At 69.8% G+C, this 20176-nt stretch carries 18 protein-coding genes; 14 read left to right on the forward strand and 4 right to left on the reverse strand.

Annotation, left to right across the window (positions count from 1 at the left end):
* Positions 1-2: 2 nt before the first annotated feature.
* The gene (locus ACIP8W_RS07720; RefSeq protein ID WP_401951833.1) at positions 3-452 is read left to right on the forward strand and encodes an imidazolonepropionase-like domain-containing protein; all 450 of its coding nucleotides are present in this window, start codon (positions 3-5) and stop codon (positions 450-452) included.
* A 12-nt stretch (positions 453-464) separates the two neighbouring features.
* Here ACIP8W_RS07720 and ACIP8W_RS07725 read toward each other — a convergent pair whose 3' ends face one another.
* The gene (locus ACIP8W_RS07725) at positions 465-1508 is read right to left on the reverse strand and encodes a chitinase (RefSeq protein ID WP_402202334.1); all 1044 of its coding nucleotides are present in this window, start codon (positions 1506-1508) and stop codon (positions 465-467) included.
* 482 nt (positions 1509-1990) lie between these two features.
* Here ACIP8W_RS07725 and ACIP8W_RS07730 point away from each other — a divergent pair, with 482 nt between their 5' ends.
* From ACIP8W_RS07730 to ACIP8W_RS07745, 4 genes are all read left to right on the forward strand, one after another.
* Positions 1991-2227, forward strand: coding sequence for a hypothetical protein (locus tag ACIP8W_RS07730; protein ID WP_401951827.1), 237 nt, complete (start codon positions 1991-1993; stop codon positions 2225-2227).
* A gap of 229 nt (positions 2228-2456) precedes the next feature.
* A complete protein-coding gene (locus ACIP8W_RS07735) occupies positions 2457-4637 on the forward strand; it encodes a bifunctional polysaccharide deacetylase/glycosyltransferase family 2 protein (protein WP_401952149.1) in 2181 nt (726 codons plus the stop codon).
* Complete coding sequence (locus ACIP8W_RS07740; protein ID WP_402202336.1) at positions 4637-5770, forward strand: acyltransferase; 1134 nt, start codon at positions 4637-4639, stop codon at positions 5768-5770. The genes ACIP8W_RS07735 and ACIP8W_RS07740 overlap by 1 nt, the downstream gene beginning before the upstream one ends.
* A 39-nt stretch (positions 5771-5809) precedes the next feature.
* A complete protein-coding gene (locus ACIP8W_RS07745; RefSeq protein ID WP_401951821.1) occupies positions 5810-6502 on the forward strand; it encodes a demethylmenaquinone methyltransferase in 693 nt (230 codons plus the stop codon).
* A 179-nt stretch (positions 6503-6681) separates the two neighbouring features.
* Here ACIP8W_RS07745 and ACIP8W_RS07750 read toward each other — a convergent pair whose 3' ends face one another.
* Positions 6682-7203 (reverse strand): GNAT family N-acetyltransferase, encoded by a 522-nt coding sequence (locus ACIP8W_RS07750; RefSeq protein ID WP_401952146.1) that lies wholly within the window; start codon positions 7201-7203, stop codon positions 6682-6684.
* A 107-nt stretch (positions 7204-7310) separates the two neighbouring features.
* On the opposite strand from ACIP8W_RS07750, the gene ACIP8W_RS07755 reads away from it, so the two are divergent.
* Positions 7311-8597, forward strand: a complete 1287-nt coding sequence (locus tag ACIP8W_RS07755; RefSeq protein WP_401951818.1) for a geranylgeranyl reductase family protein — start codon at positions 7311-7313, stop codon at positions 8595-8597.
* A 68-nt stretch (positions 8598-8665) separates the two neighbouring features.
* On the opposite strand, the gene ACIP8W_RS07760 is transcribed toward ACIP8W_RS07755, so the two are convergent.
* Positions 8666-9214 (reverse strand): glycoside hydrolase family 25 protein, encoded by a 549-nt coding sequence (locus tag ACIP8W_RS07760; RefSeq protein WP_401951816.1) that lies wholly within the window; start codon positions 9212-9214, stop codon positions 8666-8668.
* Between the two features lie 239 nt (positions 9215-9453).
* Positions 9454-10329 (reverse strand): C40 family peptidase, encoded by an 876-nt coding sequence (locus ACIP8W_RS07765; protein ID WP_401951813.1) that lies wholly within the window; start codon positions 10327-10329, stop codon positions 9454-9456.
* A gap of 808 nt (positions 10330-11137) precedes the next feature.
* Between ACIP8W_RS07765 and ACIP8W_RS07770 the strand changes: the two genes are divergently transcribed.
* Genes ACIP8W_RS07770 through nuoH form a run of 8 tightly spaced genes read left to right on the forward strand, consistent with a single transcriptional unit; the run spans position 11138 to position 20174 of the window.
* Positions 11138-11497 (forward strand): NADH-quinone oxidoreductase subunit A, encoded by a 360-nt coding sequence (locus ACIP8W_RS07770; protein ID WP_401951810.1) that lies wholly within the window; start codon positions 11138-11140, stop codon positions 11495-11497.
* A gap of 19 nt (positions 11498-11516) precedes the next feature.
* Positions 11517-12071 carry a NuoB/complex I 20 kDa subunit family protein gene (locus ACIP8W_RS07775; RefSeq protein WP_401951807.1) on the forward strand — a complete coding sequence of 185 codons (555 nt, stop codon included), beginning with the start codon at positions 11517-11519 and terminating at the stop codon, positions 12069-12071.
* Positions 12068-12790, forward strand: a complete 723-nt coding sequence (locus ACIP8W_RS07780) for an NADH-quinone oxidoreductase subunit C (RefSeq protein ID WP_401951804.1) — start codon at positions 12068-12070, stop codon at positions 12788-12790. Before ACIP8W_RS07775 ends, ACIP8W_RS07780 begins: the two co-directional genes overlap by 4 nt.
* Positions 12790-14130 carry an NADH-quinone oxidoreductase subunit D gene (locus ACIP8W_RS07785; protein ID WP_401951801.1) on the forward strand — a complete coding sequence of 447 codons (1341 nt, stop codon included), beginning with the start codon at positions 12790-12792 and terminating at the stop codon, positions 14128-14130. Before ACIP8W_RS07780 ends, ACIP8W_RS07785 begins: the two co-directional genes overlap by 1 nt.
* Entirely contained in the window at positions 14127-14888 is a 762-nt protein-coding gene (gene nuoE / locus ACIP8W_RS07790; RefSeq protein ID WP_401951798.1) for an NADH-quinone oxidoreductase subunit NuoE, read from the forward strand. The genes ACIP8W_RS07785 and nuoE overlap by 4 nt, the downstream gene beginning before the upstream one ends.
* Complete coding sequence (gene nuoF, locus ACIP8W_RS07795) at positions 14888-16249, forward strand: NADH-quinone oxidoreductase subunit NuoF (RefSeq protein WP_401951796.1); 1362 nt, start codon at positions 14888-14890, stop codon at positions 16247-16249. Before nuoE ends, nuoF begins: the two co-directional genes overlap by 1 nt.
* Positions 16246-18777 (forward strand): NADH-quinone oxidoreductase subunit G, encoded by a 2532-nt coding sequence (locus ACIP8W_RS07800; protein ID WP_401951793.1) that lies wholly within the window; start codon positions 16246-16248, stop codon positions 18775-18777. Before nuoF ends, ACIP8W_RS07800 begins: the two co-directional genes overlap by 4 nt.
* Positions 18774-20174 (forward strand): NADH-quinone oxidoreductase subunit NuoH, encoded by a 1401-nt coding sequence (nuoH, locus tag ACIP8W_RS07805; protein ID WP_402202340.1) that lies wholly within the window; start codon positions 18774-18776, stop codon positions 20172-20174. The genes ACIP8W_RS07800 and nuoH overlap by 4 nt, the downstream gene beginning before the upstream one ends.
* Positions 20175-20176: the final 2 nt, after the last annotated feature.

Consider the following 20176-nt stretch of genomic DNA (forward strand, 5'->3'; position numbering starts at 1 on the left):
CTGTGGAGACCCTGCACACCGCCGATGAGCTGCGCCGCGACTGGGACGACCCGGAGCCGCTCGCGGGCGGCGCGGTCCTGGTGACCGGAGACCGGATCGGCGCGGTCGGTCCGTACGACGAGCTGACCGTACGATTCCCCACTGCCCGGGTACGGAGCTGGCGCGGCGTCCTCGGCCCCGCCCGTGTCCACGAGGGCCCGCTGCCCGCCGCGCCGAGCCCGCGCGAGCGGATCCACGCCGTGCTGAAGCTGGGCGCGGTGGCGGTCCTGGCGGAGTACGCCGGCGAGCCGGGCATCCGCGCCGCCGCCGCGCGGGCCGGGGTCATGGTGCTGCCCGCCGCGTACCGCCCGGCGATCACCGGGACGGTCCGCGCGGACCTCGCCGTGTTCGACGCGGACGGCCGGTGCCTCGCCACGGTGTGCGCGGGCAGACTGGTCCACCGGCGCGCCTGAGCCGGTTTCGGATCAGCCCGCCGAGAGCGCCTTCGCGAAGGCGCCCGCCGACTGGCCGACGCCGCTACAGGTGTCGGAGGCGGTGGCCGTCGACACCCCGGCCGCGCAGCTCCGGTCGCGGAACGTTGCCCACATCGAGAGCGCGCCCACGCCCTCGCGCAGGGCGAAGGTACGGAGCTGGGCGGCGTCGGCGAGGGTGAACGTCTCGCCGGGGACGTCGTTGACGCCGATCATCGCCGTGATGTGCAGGGCCTTCCACGCCTTCGCGGACGACAGCCCGAGCGTGGCGGCGATCTGGCCGTGGGCCGCGCGCGCCGCCCGCTCGGCGTAGTCGCCCATGTCCCCGTCATCCGAACTGCTGTAGTTCATGGCCATGATGTTGACGGCGGAGATCTCGACGCCCCGGTCCCGCGCGTCGGCGAGAACGGCGACGGCGGTCTTCTCCAGCCCGCTCGGCATCACCGGCAGCGTGTAGGTGACATCGAGAGCGCGCTTCTTCTGGAGCTGGGCGAGCGCCCGGTCGCGCAGGGCGATGGACGCGGTGTCGGTGAGCGCGTCGCCCTCGATGTCGAAGTCGGCCCTGGTCGCGCCGACCGCGTCCAGGACCTTCGCGTAGGCGGCGGCGAGCTGGTCGGAGTCGGCGCAGGAGAGCGCCAGTTCGGTACCGGCCGCGCCGCCGAAGGAGACGCGCAGATCGGCGCCCGAGGACGTCAGCTTCGCCGTACGCGCCACCACGGCCGCGCTGTCGAAGGCCGACGTACCGCCCCAGGACGGCTCGCAGGTGCCGGTGCCGGTGCCGGTGCCGGTGCCGTTGACGACGAAGGCCAGGTTGTACGTACTCGGCGCACCGGCGGTGTCGGTGCCGGCGGCCGTGGTGGCGCTGACGTACGGGGCGAAGGCGGTGGCGGAGGCGCTCGGGGGCGGGGAGGGGGCCGCCCGGGGTGGCCGGCTCCGGCTGCCGGTGTCGGCGGCGGTGCCCGTCGCGCAGGCGGTGCAGAGCAGACCCAGCGCGACCGGTCCGGCCAGCCGGAGGACCGGCCTCAAGGGGTTTCGCATGGTGAAGCACCGGCTCTCTGATTTCTGTTCCCGGTTATCCGCGTCGGAGTTCCGATCGAGGAGACCTCGTCCGGGAGATTCAGACCGGAGATGCCGTCCGGAGATGTCGTCCTGGAATGGCGGCAGCGGAATTCGGGGAAGGCGGATTCCGCACCCTCTCATGGGCTCTCATGATCGAATGCGAGTGACGGACCACACAGTTCGCCGGGACCGCGCCGGGGAAAAATCATCAACTTCCCATGCGGAGATGTGAGTTATCCGGGGAGAAGGGTGTCCGGGAAGCCGCCGGACCCGTCGTTCCTCTCAGTGGATTGACAGGGAAGAGGCCAATTCATAGGAACGCCGCGAGGGACCCACAGGTTTTACACATGGCCGACAGCCACCGTGCTCGCATGCATTCTGACCCCCTTCTCGAGAAACGTCCGGCGGGGCGCGGCCGTCGTCGTCGCCGACGCGGCACCGCCCAGGAAGGCCCCGTTTTCGTGGACAGCTCCGGGCGAAGGTCCCGGCTGCTGCGCCGGGCCGGGATCGTGCTCGGCATCACGTGTGTCGGGTACGTCGCCGTGCTGGGGCTCGCCTTCATGGGCGGGATCTCGCTGAGCCCGTCCGAGATCTCGCCGTTCGACGGGGGACCGGCGGTGGCGCAGGTCGGGGAGGGAAACGTTCCACCGGGGGACGGCCCGCCGCCCGGCGGGGGCTCGGCCGGTGGCGGTGGCTGATCCGATGACCCAGACCACCAGCGATCCCAGTGGTACCAGTGGTACCAGCGATCCCAGTGGTACCAGCGATCCCAGCGGTACCAGCGATCCCAGTGGAACCGATGGTCCCAGTGGCATCGACGGTCCCAGTGGCGCCGTCGGTCCTGGCAGCCTCAGCGGCACCAACGGCCTCAGCGGCAAGCGCCGGCACGCGGTCCCCGGCCGTATCGAGCGCGTCGGCCGTCAGGCGATGCCCAAGCCCCGGGTGATCGTCGCCCTGCTGCTCCTCGTCGGCCTGATCAGCGTGCTGCTCCTCGACGGCTATCTGCGCTCCGAGGTCGGTGGCGACCACCGGGTGCGTTCCGACGCGAGCAACAGCGAGGTGCCGGACTCGGTCATCGACGGCGGCCCGATCCTGAGCTTCGTGAACGGGCGGGCGCGGACAGAGTCGGTGCCGGACAGGACCATCGTGCTGACCTTCGACGACGGTCCCGATCCGCAGTACACCGAGAAGGTCCTCAAGATCCTCGACGAGAACGACGTCCCCGGCACCTTCTTCCTGATCGGCTCCCTGATCGCCCGCTATCCGGGCGTCGTGAAGGACATGGTCGACGAGGGGAACGAGGTGGGCGTCCACACCTTCACCCATGTCGACCTCTCGTACCAGAGCGCCGCCCGGGTCAAGCGCGAGATCGCCCAGACCCAACTGGCGCTGGCGGGCGCCACCGGGATGACGACGACGCTGTTCCGGGCCCCGTACTCCTCGACGAACAACGCGATCGACAACGAGAGCTGGCCGGTCTACGAGAAGCTCGGCGCGATGGGGTACACGAGCGTCTTCATCGACACCGACAGCGAGGACTGGCAGCTGCCGGGCGTCAGTAAGATCATCAATTGGGCGACCCCGAAGGGCGGCAAGGGCGCGTCGGTGCTCTTCCACGACGCGGGCGGCGACCGTACGGAGACGCTGGAGGCGCTGCCGCGCTACATCAAGAAGATGAAGGCGGCGGGATACACCTTCACCACGGTCAGCGGAGCCCAGCGGAAGGCCCAGCAGGCCGAGGACAGCGCGCGGCCCGGCACCCGGCCGTCCGGCGGTCCCGGGCTTCCGTCCACCGGCAGCGTCGAGCAGGCCGCGCATCGCGAGGCCGACGCCACCACCCGCTGGGAGGGCCGGGCGATGATCGCCGCCGTCGCGGTCGCCGAGTGGTCGGTGCCGGGTCTCGCCACGGGGCTCGCGGTCGTCGGGGTCGCCGTGCTGGGACGGTTCGGGCTGATGCTGGTCCTGGCCCGTCGCCACTACCGGCGGCGCAACAGACGACGCTTCTCCTGGGGACCGCCGGTGGACGAACCGGTGAGCGTGATCGTGCCCGCGTACAACGAGAAGGAATGCATCGCCAACACCGTCAACTCCCTTGTCGCGAGCACCCACCCGATAGAGATCGTCGTCGTGGACGACGGCTCCACGGACGGTACGGCCGAGATCGTCGAGGCCATGGGGCTGCCCAACGTACGCGTCATCCGGCAGGAGAACGCGGGCAAGTCGGCCGCGCTCAACAACGGGGTGCGGCAGGCGTCGTACGACATCGTCGTGATGATGGACGGCGACACCGTCTTCGAACCCGACACCGTGCGGCTGCTCGTGCAGCCCTTCGGCGACCCGGGGATCGGCGCGGTCGCGGGCAACGCCAAGGTCGGCAACCGCGACACGATGATCGGCGCCTGGCAGCACATCGAGTACGTCATGGGCTTCAACCTCGACCGCCGCATGTACGACCTGCTGCGCTGCATGCCCACCATCCCCGGCGCGATCGGCGCGTTCCGCCGCGCGGCGGTCCTCGACGTCGGCGGCATGAGCGAGGACACCCTCGCCGAGGACACCGACATCACCATCGCGCTCCACCGCGCGGGGTGGCGGGTCGTGTACGCGGAGCACGCGCGCGCCTGGACCGAGGCGCCCGCGAGCGTCGGCCAGCTGTGGCGGCAGCGCTACCGCTGGAGTTACGGCACGATGCAGGCCCTCTGGAAGCACCGCGGGTCGGTCGTGGACAAGGGGCCCTCGGGGCGGTTCGGCCGGGTGGGGATGCCGCTCGTGGTGCTCTTCCAGATCGTGACCCCGGTCTTCGCGCCGCTGATCGACGTCTTCACGGTCTACGCGATGGTCTTCGTGGACTTCGGGGCCTCGCTGCTGGCGTGGCTCGCCGTACTCCTCGTCCAACTCCTGTGCGCCGGGTACGCGTTCCGGCTCGACCGCGAGAAGTACCGGTATCTGCTGATGCTGCCGCTGCAACAGGTCGCGTACCGGCAGCTGATGTATCTCGTGCTGATCCACTCCGGCGTCACCGCGCTCACCGGCGGCCGGCTGCGCTGGCAGAAGCTCAAGCGCACGGGCGAGGTCGGCACGGCACGGACCGGGGCGGGGGTGTCCTGATGGCGGGGGCGCACCGCAGGGGGACACCGCTTCCGGCACCGCTTCCGGATCGGCCTTCGGGACCGCTTCCGGGATCGCCTCCGGATCCGCCGGGGGCGGTCGCGGAGGCCGTACCGTCGGGGCGGGACCGGTACGTCGACGCGCTGCGTGCCTTCGCGCTGGTCAGGGTGGTGACCTACCACACCTTCGAGTGGCCGTGGCTGGGGCTGGCCTTCCCCTCCATGGGGGTCATGTTCGCGCTCGCCGGGTCGCTGATGGCGCGCTCCCTGGAGCGGCCCGCGGGCCGGGTGATCAGGGGCAGGCTGCGCAGGCTGCTGATCCCGCTGTGGGTCTTCGGGCTGGTGCTCGGCGTCGCGATGGCCGGGCACGGCTGGATGCCCGGGGCGGACGCCGTCTACTGGGTGTTGCCGGTGGGGGATCCGCCGGGCGACGCGTGGGGCGAGCAGGCGTGGGCGGTGCTCTGGTACCTCCGTACGTACCTCTGGTTCGTACTGCTGTCCCCTGTCCTGCTGCGGCTCTTCCGGCGCGCGCCGGTGCCCGTGCTGCTCGGCTCGCTCGTGCCCGTGGTGGTCTTCGAGACGGTGTGGAGCCTCCCGGAGGGACGGCTCGGCAGCGCGCTCAGCGATCTGTCGGTCTTCCTGTGCTGCTGGCTGCTCGGCTTCGCGCACCGTGACGGGGTGCTCGACCGGCTGCGCCCGCGCGCGGTGGTCGCGGCGGCGCTGCCCGTGATGGCGGCGGGCGCGGTGTGGGCCGTCGGCCACCAGGCCGACGGTACGTACGACCTCGACGACATCCCGCTCGCACAGGCGCTGTGGTCGGCGGGGTTCGTCCTCCTGCTGCTGCGCTTCCGGCCCGACTTCGGGTGGCTGGCACGGCGGCCGGTGGCCGATCGCGTCGTCACGGTCTTCAACGCCCGCGCGGTGACGGTCTACCTCTGGCACGAGGTGGCGCTGATGGTGAGCGTGCCGCTGATCGATGTGCTGTGGAACGTCCCCGCCTTCGAGCGGTATCTGCCGCTGGACAGTCAGTGGTTCCAGTTCGGGGTCGCGTGGGTGCTGATCGCCGCCGCCGTCGCGCTCTTCGGCTGGGTGGAGGACCTCGCGGCGAAACGGCCGCCGAGGCTGCTGCCCTGACGACCGGGGCGCCGGGGGCGGCCTGCCACAATGGGGCGCGTGACCCGAGCCTCCCTGGACAAGCAGCCGCACGAAGTCATCTCGATGTTCGACGACGTGGCGGCGAACTACGACCTCACCAACGATGTGCTCTCGCTCGGCCAGGACCGGCGATGGCGCAAGGAGGTCGCCGAGGCGGTGAACGCGCGCCCCGCGGAGAAGGTCCTCGACCTCGCCGCGGGCACCGGCACCTCCTCGATGTCGTTCGCCGCCGGTGGCGCGTACGTGGTGCCGTGCGACTTCTCCCAGGGCATGCTGCGCGAGGGCCGGAAGCGGTACCCCTGGATGCCGTTCACGGCGGGGGACGGGACGCGGCTGCCGTTCGCCGACGAGGTCTTCGACGCGGTGACGATCTCCTTCGGGCTGCGCAACATCCAGGACACGGATCTCGCGCTGCGCGAGCTGTACCGGGTGACGAAGCCGGGCGGCCGGGTCGTGATCTGCGAGTTCTCCCACCCGACCTGGGCGCCGTTCAGGACGGTGTACGAGGAGTACCTGATGCGCGCCCTGCCCCCGGTCGCGCGCGCCGTCTCCTCCAACCCGGCCGCCTACGTCTATCTCGCCGAGTCCATCCGCGCCTGGCCCGACCAGAGCGAGCTGGCGGCCAGGCTCCAGGGCGCGGGCTGGTCGAAGGTGGCCTGGCGGAACCTGACGGGCGGAGTCGTGGCACTCCACCGAGGCGTACGGGCCTGACCGGCCGAGGTGTACGGGCCTGACCGGCCGGGGCGCCGCGGGTCTGAGGTCAAGGTGTACGGGCCTGACCGGCCGAGGTGTACGGGCCTGACAGCCGGGGCGCCGCGGGTCTGACCGGTCGGGCCGCGGCGCGGGCCCCCGCCGGTCGGGCGCCCCGGCAGCCGGTCGGGCGCCCCGCCCTACAGGTCCAGCCGGAAGCAGTACTCCAGCTGTTCGGTCCTGTCCGCCGCGGAGGTGAACGGGTAGGTCTCGGACAGCTCCATGCCGAGCCTGCGCGCCACCGCCGCCGAGCGTTCGTTGCGCGAGTCGACCATCGCCACGATCCGCCCGACGCCCGCCGCCCTGACCCGCTCCAGGGTGACCTGGGCGGCGGCCGTCGCGTACCCCTTGCCCCAGTGGTCCCGGCCGAGGCGCCAGCCGATCTCTATCTCGCCGACCGGGCCATGGGTCTCGTGCGGCCAGGGCTGGGCGCCGGTGAAGCCGATGACCTCGTCGTTCTCGTCGAGCATGGTCCAGAAGCAGAAGCCGCGCTCGGCGTCGTGTCTGCGCTGACGGGCGGTCAGCTCCTCGTACGCCGACAGCTCGGCGGAGGTGCCGCCGTGGAATTCCATCACCTCGGGGTCGTTGAAGACCCGGTGCCAGGAGAGCGCGTCCTCGTCCGTGGGCACGCGGAGCCGCACCGCGGGGAGTGCTTTGGTCAGGTGGTCCACGGGAGCAGCCCTTCACTGGGGGGATCAGCACGCACCAATAGACTGCACGTGCCTCGTGCCGTCCGGTACACCTTTTCGAGTCTTCGGGAGATCTTGCTGTGACCGAGTCCCGCGCCGAAAACACCGCAGATGTGATCGTCGTCGGAGCGGGCCCGGCCGGCTCGACGACCGCGTACTACCTCGCCAAGGCCGGACTCGATGTCCTGCTGCTGGAGAAGACCGCGTTCCCCCGGGAGAAGGTCTGCGGTGACGGTCTGACGCCGCGTGCCACCAAGGAGCTGGTGTCGATGGGCATCGACATCTCCGAAGAGGCCGGCTGGCTGCGCAACAAGGGGCTGCGGATCATCGGCGGTGGCGTACGGCTCCAGCTGGACTGGCCGGATCTCGCGTCCTATCCGGACTACGGGCTGGTCCGCAAGCGCGACGACTTCGACGAACAGCTCGCCCGGCAGGCCCAGAAGGCCGGTGCGCGGCTGCACGAGCGCTGCAATGTCGGAGCCCCGATCCTGGACGAGCGCACCGGCCGGATCGTCGGGGTCCACGCCAAGCTGGGCGAGGAGAAGACCCCGGTCACCTTCCGCGCTCCGCTCGTCGTCGCCGCCGACGGCAACTCGACGCGGCTGTCCCTCGCGATGGGGCTGCACCGCCGTGAGGACCGGCCGATGGGCGTGGCCGTACGGACGTACTTCACCTCGCCCCGCCACGACGACGACTACCTGGAATCCTGGCTGGAGCTGTGGGACCGCCGGGGCCCCGGCGAGGACCGGCTGCTGCCCGGTTACGGCTGGATCTTCGGCATGGGCGACGGCACGTCCAATGTGGGCCTCGGCATTCTCAACTCGTCCTCCGCGTACAAGGAGCTGGACTGGCGCGAGGTCCTCAAGGCGTGGTGCGGGTCGATGCCGGAGGAGTGGGGCTTCACCCCGGACAACATGACGATGCCGATCCGCGGCGCCGCCCTGCCGATGGCGTTCAACCGGCAGCCGCACTACACCAAGGGACTGCTGCTGGTCGGTGACGCGGGCGGCATGGTCAACCCGTTCAACGGCGAGGGCATCGCGTACGCCATGGAGTCGGGCCGGATCGCCGCCGATGTCATCGTGCAGGCCCAGGCGCGCGCCACCCCCGCCCAGCGCGAACTGGCCCTGCACCACTACCCGAAGATCCTCAAGGACACCTACGGCGGCTACTACACGATGGGCCGCGCCTTCGTGAAGCTGATCGGCAACCCGAAGATCATGAAGATCGCGACGGAGCGCGGTCTGACGCATCCGCTCCTGATGAAGTTCACGCTGAAGATGCTGGCGAACCTGACGGATCCGACCGGCGGCGACGCGATGGACCGCATCATCAACGGCCTCTCTAAGGTGGCTCCGAAGGCCTGAGAACAGGCCGGGCAGCACCGCCATCGGCCGGAGCGCCGCCATCCCTCGGAGCACTGTCCGCGCGCGCACTAGCCGTCGGCCCATTTCCGCAGCGCGGCCCGGTCCGCGAACGCTCCGACGTTCGTGTCGACCGGGCTGTCGGTGTACTGGTGGAACTTCCACGCCGCCTTGATCCGGGGCTTTCCGGCGGTCACGTAGTCCGCGATCCACAGCGCGTCGCCCGCGTTCCCCGTGGTGTCGCAGTTGAGCCAGTAGTTCTGGTTGCAGTACAGACCGATCCGGTGGGTGTCGCCGCACAGCCGCTTCACCTCGGCGAGGAACAGGTCCTTCTCGGCGCAGGAGACCCCCTCGTCCTCCCAGTCGGCGAACAGCGGATCGTGGTCGGTGTCGGCGCAGTTGTCGACGAAGTATCTCGCCTGGACCTTCATGTCGCCGGGCCGCAGGAAGTGGTAGAACCCGACGACGAGTCCGGCGGCCCGGCCGCAGTCGCTCTGCGCGGTCATCCGGGGGTTGACGTACGACTTCCCTTCCGTGGCCTTGACGAAGACGAAGTCGAGGCCGGTCGTACTGAACGTCGCCTGCTGGTGTGACGAGACGTCGATCCCTTTGATGGTCATGGGGGGTGCCTGACGGTCCGGAGGGCGCGGGGTCGTACTGACTGACTACTACGCGGGAGCGGTCGGCTCCGTTCAGGGCATACCCCGGCGCGATTGTTTTCAGCGCCTCTGTCCGGTACTCGCCATTCGGACCCCACTCCTCCGCATCCGCGTGTCTCCGCACCCCGGGTACGACCGAGGCCCGCATCCCCCCGAGCGGGGTGCGGGCCTCGGTCGAACTGCTGGAGCCGTGCCGTGCGTCAGAGGACGCGGACGGCGCCGCTCGGCGGGTCGTAGTCCAGGGACGCCTGCACGACGCCCTTGCTGGGGTTCTGCGCGCCGACGAACTGGCCGTCGCCGATGTAGATGGCCGTGTGGTACGCGCTGCCCGCACCGCCCCAGTACAGGATGTCGCCCGGCTGGAGGTTGCTCAGCGAGACCTGGGTGCCGGCCGTCGACTGGTCCTGCGAGACCCGCGGCAGATCGATGCCGATCTGGCTGTACGCGGCCTGCACGAGACCGGAGCAGTCCCACGCGTTGGGGCCGGTGGAGCCCATGATGTACGCGTCACCGATGTGCGACTGCACGAAGGCGACGACGGAGGCCGCGGAACCGGTGGCCCGCGAGGTGACCGTCGAGGCCGAGGACGAACCGGTCGAGGCGTTCGAGCCGGCTCCCGAGTCCGCCGTCGAGTTCGAGTTCGACGCGGAGTTGGTGGAGACCGCGGCGAGCGCCGTGCGCTCGGCGTCGCGGGTGGCCCGCTCGGCGGCGGCGGCCCGCTCGGCGGCCTGGGCCTTCTTCTTCTCGGCTTCCGCCGTGCGCTCGGCCTCGGCCTTGGCCGTCTTGGCGACCTTCGCCGCCTTGGCGATCGCGGCGTCCTCCTGGGCCTGGAGGTCCAGGTTGGTGGCGACGCGCTGGGTCGCGTCGGCGGACTTGGCGAAGTCACCGGCGAGGCCGGAGGTGAGCGTGGGCATTTCAATGGTCTGCGTCACCGGCTCGGCGTTGGCCGGTCCGGCGGCAGCGGCCACGGCGATGGTGCTGAGGACGCCGCCCGCGACTCCGGCGCGAAGGATGGTGACCTTCGGCGCGCTCCGGCGGGGCTTCCGGTGGCTGGGTATCTGAGCGGTGTGGGACATGAGTACAACGGTTATCAGGCTCGACCCGATTCGCGTCAAGAAACGTGTGCTGCGCCACAGTTACGTCCGGAATCATCGAATCCGCTTAACGGCGACCCTTATTGACGCCATAACGAACAAACCGGGCACGAGTGATCAGGGTTGTGATCACTGACTTTCGAGTAAAAGTCCGAATTGCCCGCCACTTACCATCCCTTCATATTCATGGCCAAGGCCGGTTGTCTGGAAGGTTGCGCGAAGTGACGCAGGTCACTATCCGATCACCGGTCGACGGTCGAAACGATCACGGCTCGATCACGGCCTCCCTTCGCGCCCGTCCGGCCGGTCCGCGCTCGCACTGGCACCCGAACGATCTCGCACCCGCTTGCCCGGTCTTGTGCCCCTCGCTCGTGAATGCGCGCACATGTCCCCATCGGTTCCCGGGTCGCCCCTCTTGGGTGAGTCCGTCGCTTTATCACTCGAAGGCGTCTCATCGCCAATTTGTATGTACGGTGCATCACTTGATAGTGCGATACGCCTTTGACCTGCCACGACGGGCTCGAATGTCACATCTGGTGATCGCGTGGCCGCTTCACGTATGAAGATGACCGCTCATCCGACTTCATGATCCTTCGTCAGGTGGTGGAGATCACAAAGGCGTTGGCGTACCCCGTGTCGCAGATCACAGACCACTCGGCATAGGATGCGGGGCAGTCGGGCTTGTGAACTGCCTCACATGTACGCGATCTTCAGTGATTCGTGACGAGGCGGGCACGCGAACGCCCGGTGCGGTCCAACGGTCAACGACGACTGGAAGGAGCTGAGGGGCGTGAACGCCTACGCACCCATCCTCGTGCTCGGCGCCCTCGGGGCTGGGTTTGCGATCTTCTCCGTGGTCATGGCCACGCTTATCGGCCCAAAGCGCTACAACAGGGCGAAAATCGAAGCGTACGAGTGTGGCATCGAGCCCACGCCGACGCCGGCCGGAGGCGGCCGTTTCCCCATCAAGTACTACCTGACGGCGATGCTCTTCATCATTTTCGATATCGAGGTCGTCTTCCTCTACCCCTGGGCCGTCACCTTCGACGCCCTGGGGATTTTCGGGCTCGTGGAGATGCTGCTCTTCGTGCTCACCGTCTTCGTCGCCTACGCGTATGTGTGGCGGCGCGGCGGTCTGGAATGGGACTAAAGGGGCTGAGGGGCCACCAATGGGACTCGAAGAGAAGCTGCCGAGCGGTTTTCTGCTGACCACCGTCGAACAGGCCTCGGGATGGGTGCGGAAATCCTCCGTCTTCCCCGCGACCTTCGGACTCGCCTGCTGCGCCATCGAGATGATGACGACCGGCGCCGGACGGTACGACCTGGCGCGGTTCGGCATGGAGGTCTTCCGCGGTTCGCCGCGCCAGGCCGACCTGATGATCGTGGCCGGCCGGGTGAGCCAGAAGATGGCGCCCGTCCTGCGGCAGGTCTATGACCAGATGCCCAACCCCAAGTGGGTTATCTCCATGGGGGTTTGCGCCTCATCGGGCGGAATGTTCAACAATTACGCGATCGTGCAGGGCGTGGACCACATCGTCCCCGTCGATATCTATCTGCCCGGCTGCCCACCGCGCCCCGAGATGCTGATGGACGCGATCCTCAAGCTCCACCAGAAGATCCAGAGCTCCAAGCTCGGGGTCAACGCGGAGGAAGCGGCCCGCGAGGCGGAGGAAGCGGCCCTGAAGGCGCTCCCGATGATCGAGATGAAGGGGCTCCTCAGGTGAGCGACGAGCCGCAACCCGGAAAGAACGTTCCCTCCCCGAGGGGCGACACCGGCGACGTCATCCGCGTACGGAAGGGCATGTTCGGCGCCGACAGCGGCGCCGACACCTCCGGCTACGGCGGTCTCGTACGGACCGTCACCCTGCCGGGCGCGACGCCCCGGCCGTACGGAGGCCCCGGCGGGGTCTTCGACGAGATCGCCGACGAACTCGAAGGCGCCCTGGAGGAACAGGGCCTCCTCCCGGGGAACGCCATCGAGAAGACCGTCGTCGACCGCGCCGAACTCACCTTCCACATCGCCCGGGAGCACCTCCTCCAGGTCGCGCGCACCCTGCGCGACGACCCCGCGCTCCGCTTCGAGCTGTGTACGGGTGTGTCGGGGGTCCACTTCCCCGGCGACAAGGGCCGTGAGCTGCACGCCGTCTACCATCTGCGCTCGCTCACCCACGGCCGGCTGATCCGCCTCGAAGTCTCCGCGCCGGACGCCGACCCGCATGTGCCGTCCCTGGTCGGGATCTATCCGACCAACGACTGGCACGAGCGCGAGACCTACGACTTCTTCGGCCTGATCTTCGACGGGCACCCGGCACTGACCCGGATCATGATGCCGGACGACTGGCAGGGCTTCCCGCAGCGCAAGGACTACCCGCTCGGCGGTATCGCCGTCGAGTACAAGGGCGCCCAGATCCCGGCTCCGGACCAGCGGAGGTCGTACAGCTGATGTCCACTCCCCACGCTCCCGCCTCCGCGTCGGCCTCGGCCCGCGAGACGACCGAGGGCACCGTGTACACCGTCACCGGCGGCGACTGGGACGAGGTCGTCCAGTCCGCCGCCCAGGCCGACGACGAGCGGATCGTCGTCAACATGGGTCCCCAGCACCCCTCCACGCACGGGGTGCTGCGGCTGATCCTGGAGATCGACGGCGAGACCGTCACCGAGGCCCGCTGCGGCATCGGCTATCTCCACACCGGTATCGAGAAGAACCTCGAATTCCGCAACTGGACGCAGGGCACCACCTTCGTCACGCGCATGGACTATCTGACGTCGTTCTTCAACGAGACGGCGTACTGCCTGGGCGTGGAGAAGCTGCTCGGCATCGAGGAGACCATCCCCGACCGGGCCACCCTCATCCGTGTCCTGCTGATGGAGTTGAACCGGCTCTCCTCGCACCTCGTCTGTATCGCCACCGGCGGTATGGAACTGGGCGCGACCACGATCATGATCTACGGATTCCGGGATCGTGAACTGATCCTCGATGCCTACGAGATGATCACCGGACTGCGGATGAACCACGCGTTCATCCGCCCCGGCGGCCTCGCCCAGGATCTGCCCCCCGGCGCCACCGACCAGCTCCGCGAGCTGCTCAAGGTCCTGCGGAAGAACCTGCCGGAGTACGACAAACTCGCCACCGGCAACCCCATCTTCAAGGCCCGGATGCAGGACGTCGGCTATCTCGACCTGACCGGCTGCATGGCGCTGGGCGCGACAGGCCCGGTCCTGCGCTCCGCCGGACTCCCGCACGACCTGCGCAGGAGCGACCCGTACTGCGGCTACGAGACGTTCGAGTTCGACGTACCGACCGCCGACACCTGCGACGCGTACGGCCGGTTCCTCATCCGGCTGGAGGAGATGCGGCAGTCGCTGCGGATCGTCGAACAGTGCCTCGACCGGCTGGAACCCGGCCCCGTGATGGTCGCCGACAAGAAGATCGCCTGGCCCGCGCAGCTCGCGCTCGGCCCGGACGGACTCGGCAACTCGCTCGACCACATCAAGAACATCATGGGCACCTCGATGGAGGCCCTGATCCACCACTTCAAGCTGGTGACGGAGGGCTTCCGGGTCCCGCCCGGACAGGCGTACGCCGCCGTGGAGTCCCCCAAGGGCGAACTCGGCGCGCACGTCGTCTCGGACGGCGGCACCCGCCCCTACCGGGTCCACTTCCGCGACCCGTCCTTCACCAACCTTCAGTCCATGGCGGCGATGTGCGAGGGCGGCCAGGTCGCCGACGTCATCGTCGCCGTCGCGTCCATCGACCCCGTGATGGGAGGCGTCGACCGGTGACCGCCACACCGCCCAACTCCGAGGTCAGCCTGGGCATGCCCCAGCTGCCCGCCCCGGCCTACCCGGCCGACGCGCGCGCCCGGCTGGAGGCCGACGCGAAGGAGATCATCGCGCGCTATCCGGACAGCCGGTCCGCGCTGCTCCCCCTGCTGCATCTCGTGCAGTCGGAGGAGGGCCACGTCTCCCGTACGGGCATGGCGTTCTGCGCCGAACTGCTCGCCCTGACCACCGCCGAGGTCACCGCCGTCGCGACCTTCTACTCCATGTACCGGCGCGGGCCCGGCGGCGACTACCAGGTCGGCGTCTGCACCAACACGCTCTGCGCGGTGATGGGCGGCGACGCCATCTTCGAGGAGCTGCGGAACCACCTCGGCGTCGGCAACAACGGGACGACCGAGGACGGGAAGATCACGCTCGAACACATCGAGTGCAACGCGGCCTGCGACTTCGCACCCGTGGTGATGGTCAACTGGGAGTTCTTCGACAACCAGACCCCGCAGAGCGCCAAGCGGCTCGTCGACGACCTGCGCGACGGTCTCACCGTCGAGCCCACCCGGGGCGCCCCGCTGTGCACGTACAAGGAGACCGCCCGCATCCTGGCGGGCTTCCCCGACGAGCGCCCCGGCGCCGTCGAGGCCACCGGCGGTGCCGGGCCCGCGTCGCTGGCCGGTCTGCGGCTCGCCAAGGGCGAGCCCCCCGAACCCCGTGTGGTGCGCCCGCGCGAGGCCGGGACCGGTCATGAAGAGGAGGGGGAGTGATGACGATGGCTCCACAGCTCGACGAGAACGGGACCAGCCCGGAGAAGCACCTCGCGCCCGTCCTCTCCGCCTTCTGGGACCAGCCGGAGTCCTGGACCCTGGCGACCTACGAGCGGCACGAGGGGTACGAGGGGCTGCGCAAGGCCCTCGCCATGACACCCGACGACCTCATCGCGTACGTCAAGGACGCGGGGCTGCGCGGCAGGGGCGGGGCAGGCTTCCCCACCGGGATGAAGTGGCAGTTCATCCCGCAGGGCGACGGCAAGCCGCACTATCTCGTCGTCAACGCGGACGAGTCGGAACCGGGCACCTGCAAGGACATCCCCCTTCTCTTCGCCAACCCGCACTCCCTCATCGAGGGCATCGTGATCGCCTGTTACGCGATCCGCTCGCAGCACGCCTTCATCTATCTGCGCGGCGAGGTCGTCCCCGTACTGCGCCGACTGCACGAAGCGGTACGCGAGGCGTACGCGGCGGGCTATCTCGGCACCGACATCCTCGGCAGCGGACTCGACCTCGACGTCGTCGTGCACGCGGGCGCGGGCGCGTACATCTGCGGCGAGGAGACCGCGCTGCTGGACTCCCTGGAGGGCCGTCGCGGGCAGCCCCGGCTGCGTCCTCCCTTCCCGGCGGTGGCGGGCCTCTACGCCTGCCCCACCGTGGTGAACAACGTCGAGTCCATCGCGTCGGTTCCCGCGATCCTCAACAGAGGCAAGGACTGGTTCAAGTCGATGGGCAGCGAGAAGTCACCCGGCTTCACGCTCTACTCGCTCAGCGGCCATGTCACCAGCCCCGGCCAGTACGAGGCCCCGCTCGGCATCACCCTGCGCCAGCTCCTCGACATGAGCGGCGGCATGCGGGCCGGGCACCGGCTCAAGTTCTGGACCCCGGGCGGCTCCTCGACCCCGATGTTCACCGAGGAACACCTCGACGTACCGCTCGACTACGAGGGCGTCGGCGCCGCCGGATCCATGCTCGGCACCAAGGCGCTCCAGTGCTTCGACGAGACCACCTGCGTCGTCCGGGCCGTCACCCGCTGGACCGAGTTCTACGCGCACGAGTCCTGCGGCAAGTGCACCCCGTGCCGCGAAGGCACCTACTGGCTCGTCCAGTTGCTCCGTGACATCGAGGCGGGCAAGGGGCAGCTCGCCGACCTCGACAAGCTCAACGACATCGCCGACAGCATCAACGGCAAGTCGTTCTGCGCGCTCGGCGACGGAGCCGCCTCGCCGATCTTCTCCTCGCTCATGTACTTCCGCGCGGAGTACGAGCAGCACATCACCGGCAAGGGCTGCCCCTTCGACCCCGCGAAGTCCACCGCGTGGGCAGACCAGAACCCGCACCTGGAGGTGAACGCGTGACAGTCACCACTTCTGCCCCCTCCGGCGGCGGGGCGGCGGTCCCGCCCGAGGATCTCGTATCGCTGACGATCGACGGTATCGAGATCTCCGTCCCCAAGGGGACCCTGGTGATCCGGGCCGCCGAACTGCTCGGCATCGAGATCCCGCGCTTCTGCGACCATCCGCTCCTCGACCCGGCCGGCGCCTGCCGGCAGTGCATCGTCGAGGTCGAGGGCCAGCGCAAGCCGATGGCCTCCTGCACCATCACCTGCACCGACGGCATGGTCGTCAAGTCGCAGTTGACGTCGCAGGTCGCCGAGAAGGCACAGCGCGGGGTGATGGAGCTGCTGCTCATCAACCACCCGCTGGACTGCCCGGTCTGCGACAAGGGCGGCGAGTGCCCGCTCCAGAACCAGGCGATGCAGGTCGGCGCCCCCGACACCCGCTTCGAGGGCCGCAAGCGGACGTTCGAGAAGCCCGTCGCGATCTCCACACAGGTGCTCCTCGACCGGGAGCGCTGCGTCCTGTGCGCGCGCTGCACCCGCTTCTCCAACCAGGTCGCGGGCGACCCGATGATCGAGCTGATCGAGCGCGGCGCGCTCCAGCAGGTCGGCACCGGCCAGGGCGACCCCTTCGCGTCGTACTTCTCCGGGAACACCATCCAGATCTGCCCGGTCGGCGCGCTCACCTCTGCGGCGTACCGCTTCCGTGCGCGCCCCTTCGACCTGGTCTCCTCGCCCAGCGTCTGCGAGCACTGCGCGGGCGGCTGCGCGACCCGTACGGACCACCGGCGCGGCAAGGTCCTGCGGCGGATGGCGGCCGACGACCCCGAGGTCAACGAGGAGTGGATCTGCGACAAGGGGAGGTTCGGTTTCCGGTACGCGCAGAAGCCGGACCGTCTGACGACCCCTCTCGTACGGAACGCGGACGGCGTCCTCGAACCGGCGAGCTGGCCCGAGGCGCTGGCCGCCGCGGCCCGGGGACTGAGCGGCGCGCGCGGCCGTACGGGCGTCCTGACGGGCGGTCGGCTGACCGTCGAGGACGCCTACGCGTACGCCAAGTTCGCCCGCGTCGCCCTCGACACGAACGACATCGACTTCCGCGCCCGCGTCCACAGCGGCGAGGAGGCCGACTTCCTGGCCGCGCGGGTCGCGGGACACGGCCGTGACCTGGACGGTACGGGGGTCACGTACACCACCCTCGGAAAGGCGCCCACGGTCCTGCTCGTGGGCTTCGAGTCCGAGGAGGAGGCGCCCGGCGTCTTCCTGCGGCTGCGCAAGGCGCACCGCACACACGGCCAGCGCACCTTCGCGCTCGCCGCGTACGCCACCCGGGGGCTGGAGAAGGCGGGCGGCACCCTGCTGCCGGCCGCGCCGGGCACCGAGACCGACTGGCTGGACGCCCTCGCCTCCGGCGCCGGACTGGACGAGGACGGCGCGCGGGCCGCGGAGGCGCTGCGCGCGCCGGGGGCCGTGATCGTCGTCGGCGAGCGGCTCGCGGCCGTCCCCGGCGGCCTCACCGCCGCCACCAGGACCGCCACGGCGACCGGCGCGCGGCTGGTGTGGATCCCGCGCCGGGCCGGCGAACGCGGCGCGATCGAGGCGGGCGCCCTCCCGTCGCTGCTGCCCGGCGGCCGGCCCGCCACCGACCCGCGGGCCCGCGAGGAGACCGCGGCGATCTGGGGCGTACGCGAACTGCCGCACCGGTACGGACGCGACACCGGCCAGATCGTCGAGGCCGCCACCACCGGTGAGCTGGCCGCCCTGCTGGTCGCGGGCGTCGAGCTCGCGGACCTGCCGGACCCGGCGGCGGCGCGGGCCGCGCTGGACGCGGTCGGCTTCCTGGTCTCGCTGGAGCTGCGGCCCAGCGAGGTCACCGACCGGGCGGACGTGGTCCTCCCGGTCGCGGCGGTCGCGGAGAAATCCGGCACCTTCCTCAACTGGGAGGGCAGGGCTCGGCTGTTCGAGGCCGCGCTGAAGCCCGAGCAGATGACCCGGCGCCTCGCGCCGAGCGACGCGCGGGTCCTGCACATGCTGGCCGACGCGCTCGCCCACGACGGAGGAACCGAAGGACAAGGCCGGCTCGGGCTGCCGGATCTGCGGGCCGCGCGGGCCGAGCTGGACCGGCTCGGCGGCTGGGACGGGCCGCGCCCGACCGGGCCGCTGGAGCCGTCGCTGCCGGTGCCCCGGCCCGCCGACGGCGAGGCGGTCCTCGCGGGTCACCGGCTCCTGCTCGACCAGGGACTTCTCCAGGACGGCGATGACGCCCTGGCGGGTACGCGCCACGCCGCGGTCGCCCGGCTCTCCGTCGCGACGGCCGCCGAGACCGGGGTCAAGGACGGCGACGTGCTGGCCGTCACCGGCCCGGCGGGCACGGTCACCCTTCCGCTGCGGGTGACGGCCATGCCCGACCGGGTGGTCTGGCTGCCGCTGAACTCGACGGGCGGCGGTGTCCTCGCGGACACCGGTTCCCGCCCGGGCACGCTGGTCCGTATCGCCCCGGCGGGGCCGGCCGACTCCGTCAACACGGCACCGGAGGTGCGCGCATGACCGCCCTCGACCGACTCGCGGCGGCGCCGGGCAGCGTCCTGGCCGCCGAGGACCTGTCCATGTTCGGCCGCGATCCCTGGTGGCTCGTGGTCGTCAAGGCGGTGTTCTGCTTCGCGTTCCTGATGGTGACCGTGCTCTTCGCCATCGTGTGGGAGCGCAAGGTCGTCGCCTGGATGCAACTGCGCATCGGCCCCAACCGGCACGGCCCCTGGGGCATGCTCCAGTCGCTCGCCGACGGCATCAAGCTGATGCTGAAGGAGGACCTGGTCGTCAAGCGCGCGGACAAGGTCGTCTACGTTCTCGCGCCGGTCGTCGCCGCGGTCCCGGCGTTCATGGCGATCGCCGTGATCCCGTTCGGCCCGGCCGGCAACGAGGTCTCGATCTTCGGCCAGCGCACCACGATGCAACTCACCGACCTGCCGATCGCGATGCTCTACATCCTCGCGGTCGCCTCGATCGGCATCTACGGCATCGTCCTCGCGGGCTGGTCCTCGGGGTCGACGTATCCACTGCTCGGCGGGTTGCGCTCGTGCGCGCAGATGATCTCGTACGAGATCGCCATGGGCGCCGCGTTCGCCTCGGTCTTCCTCTACTCCGGTTCGATGTCGACCTCGGCGATCGTCGAGGCACAGGCCGACCGCTGGTACGTCCTGCTGCTGCCGGTCTCCTTCGTCATCTACATCATCACGATGGTCGGCGAGACCAACCGCAACCCGTTCGACATGCCGGAGTCCGAGGGCGACCTCGTCGGCGGTTTCAACACCGAGTACTCATCGATCAAGTTCGCGATGTTCATGCTCGCCGAGTACGTCAACATGGTCACCGTCTCGGCCGTCGCGATCACGCTCTTCCTGGGCGGCTGGCGCGCTCCGTGGCCGATCTCCACCTTCTGGGAGGGCGCGAACCACGGCTGGTGGCCGATGCTCTGGTTCGTCCTCAAGGTCCAGCTGCTGCTCTTCTTCTTCATCTGGCTGCGCGGCACGCTGCCGCGCGTGCGCTACGACCAGCTGATGAAGCTCGGCTGGAAGGTCCTGATCCCGGTCTCGGTGGTCTGGCTGATGCTCGTCGCGACCGTACGGGCGCTGCGCAACGAGAACTACGGCTTCCAGTCGATCCTGCTGTACGTCGCCGGGGCGGTCATCACCCTGTTGCTGATCTCGTTCGTCGTCGACGTCTTCCGCGACAGACAGGAACGGGAGGCCCGGCTGAACGCGCCGGAACCGCCGGCCTTCGACCCGATGGCGGGCGGATTCCCCGTACCGCCGTTGCCGGGACAGACGCTGCCACCGGTCCCGCGCAGGCGTCCGCGACGGGAGCGGGAGCTGATTGTCAGTGGCGGGGTCAATACTGTGAGTGACGGAACCGAGAGTGGCGGAAAGGAGGCCGACAGTGTCTGACA

It is taken from the genome of Streptomyces sp. NPDC088554 (genome assembly GCF_044752945.1).
Classification (GTDB): Bacteria; Actinomycetota; Actinomycetes; order Streptomycetales; family Streptomycetaceae; genus Streptomyces.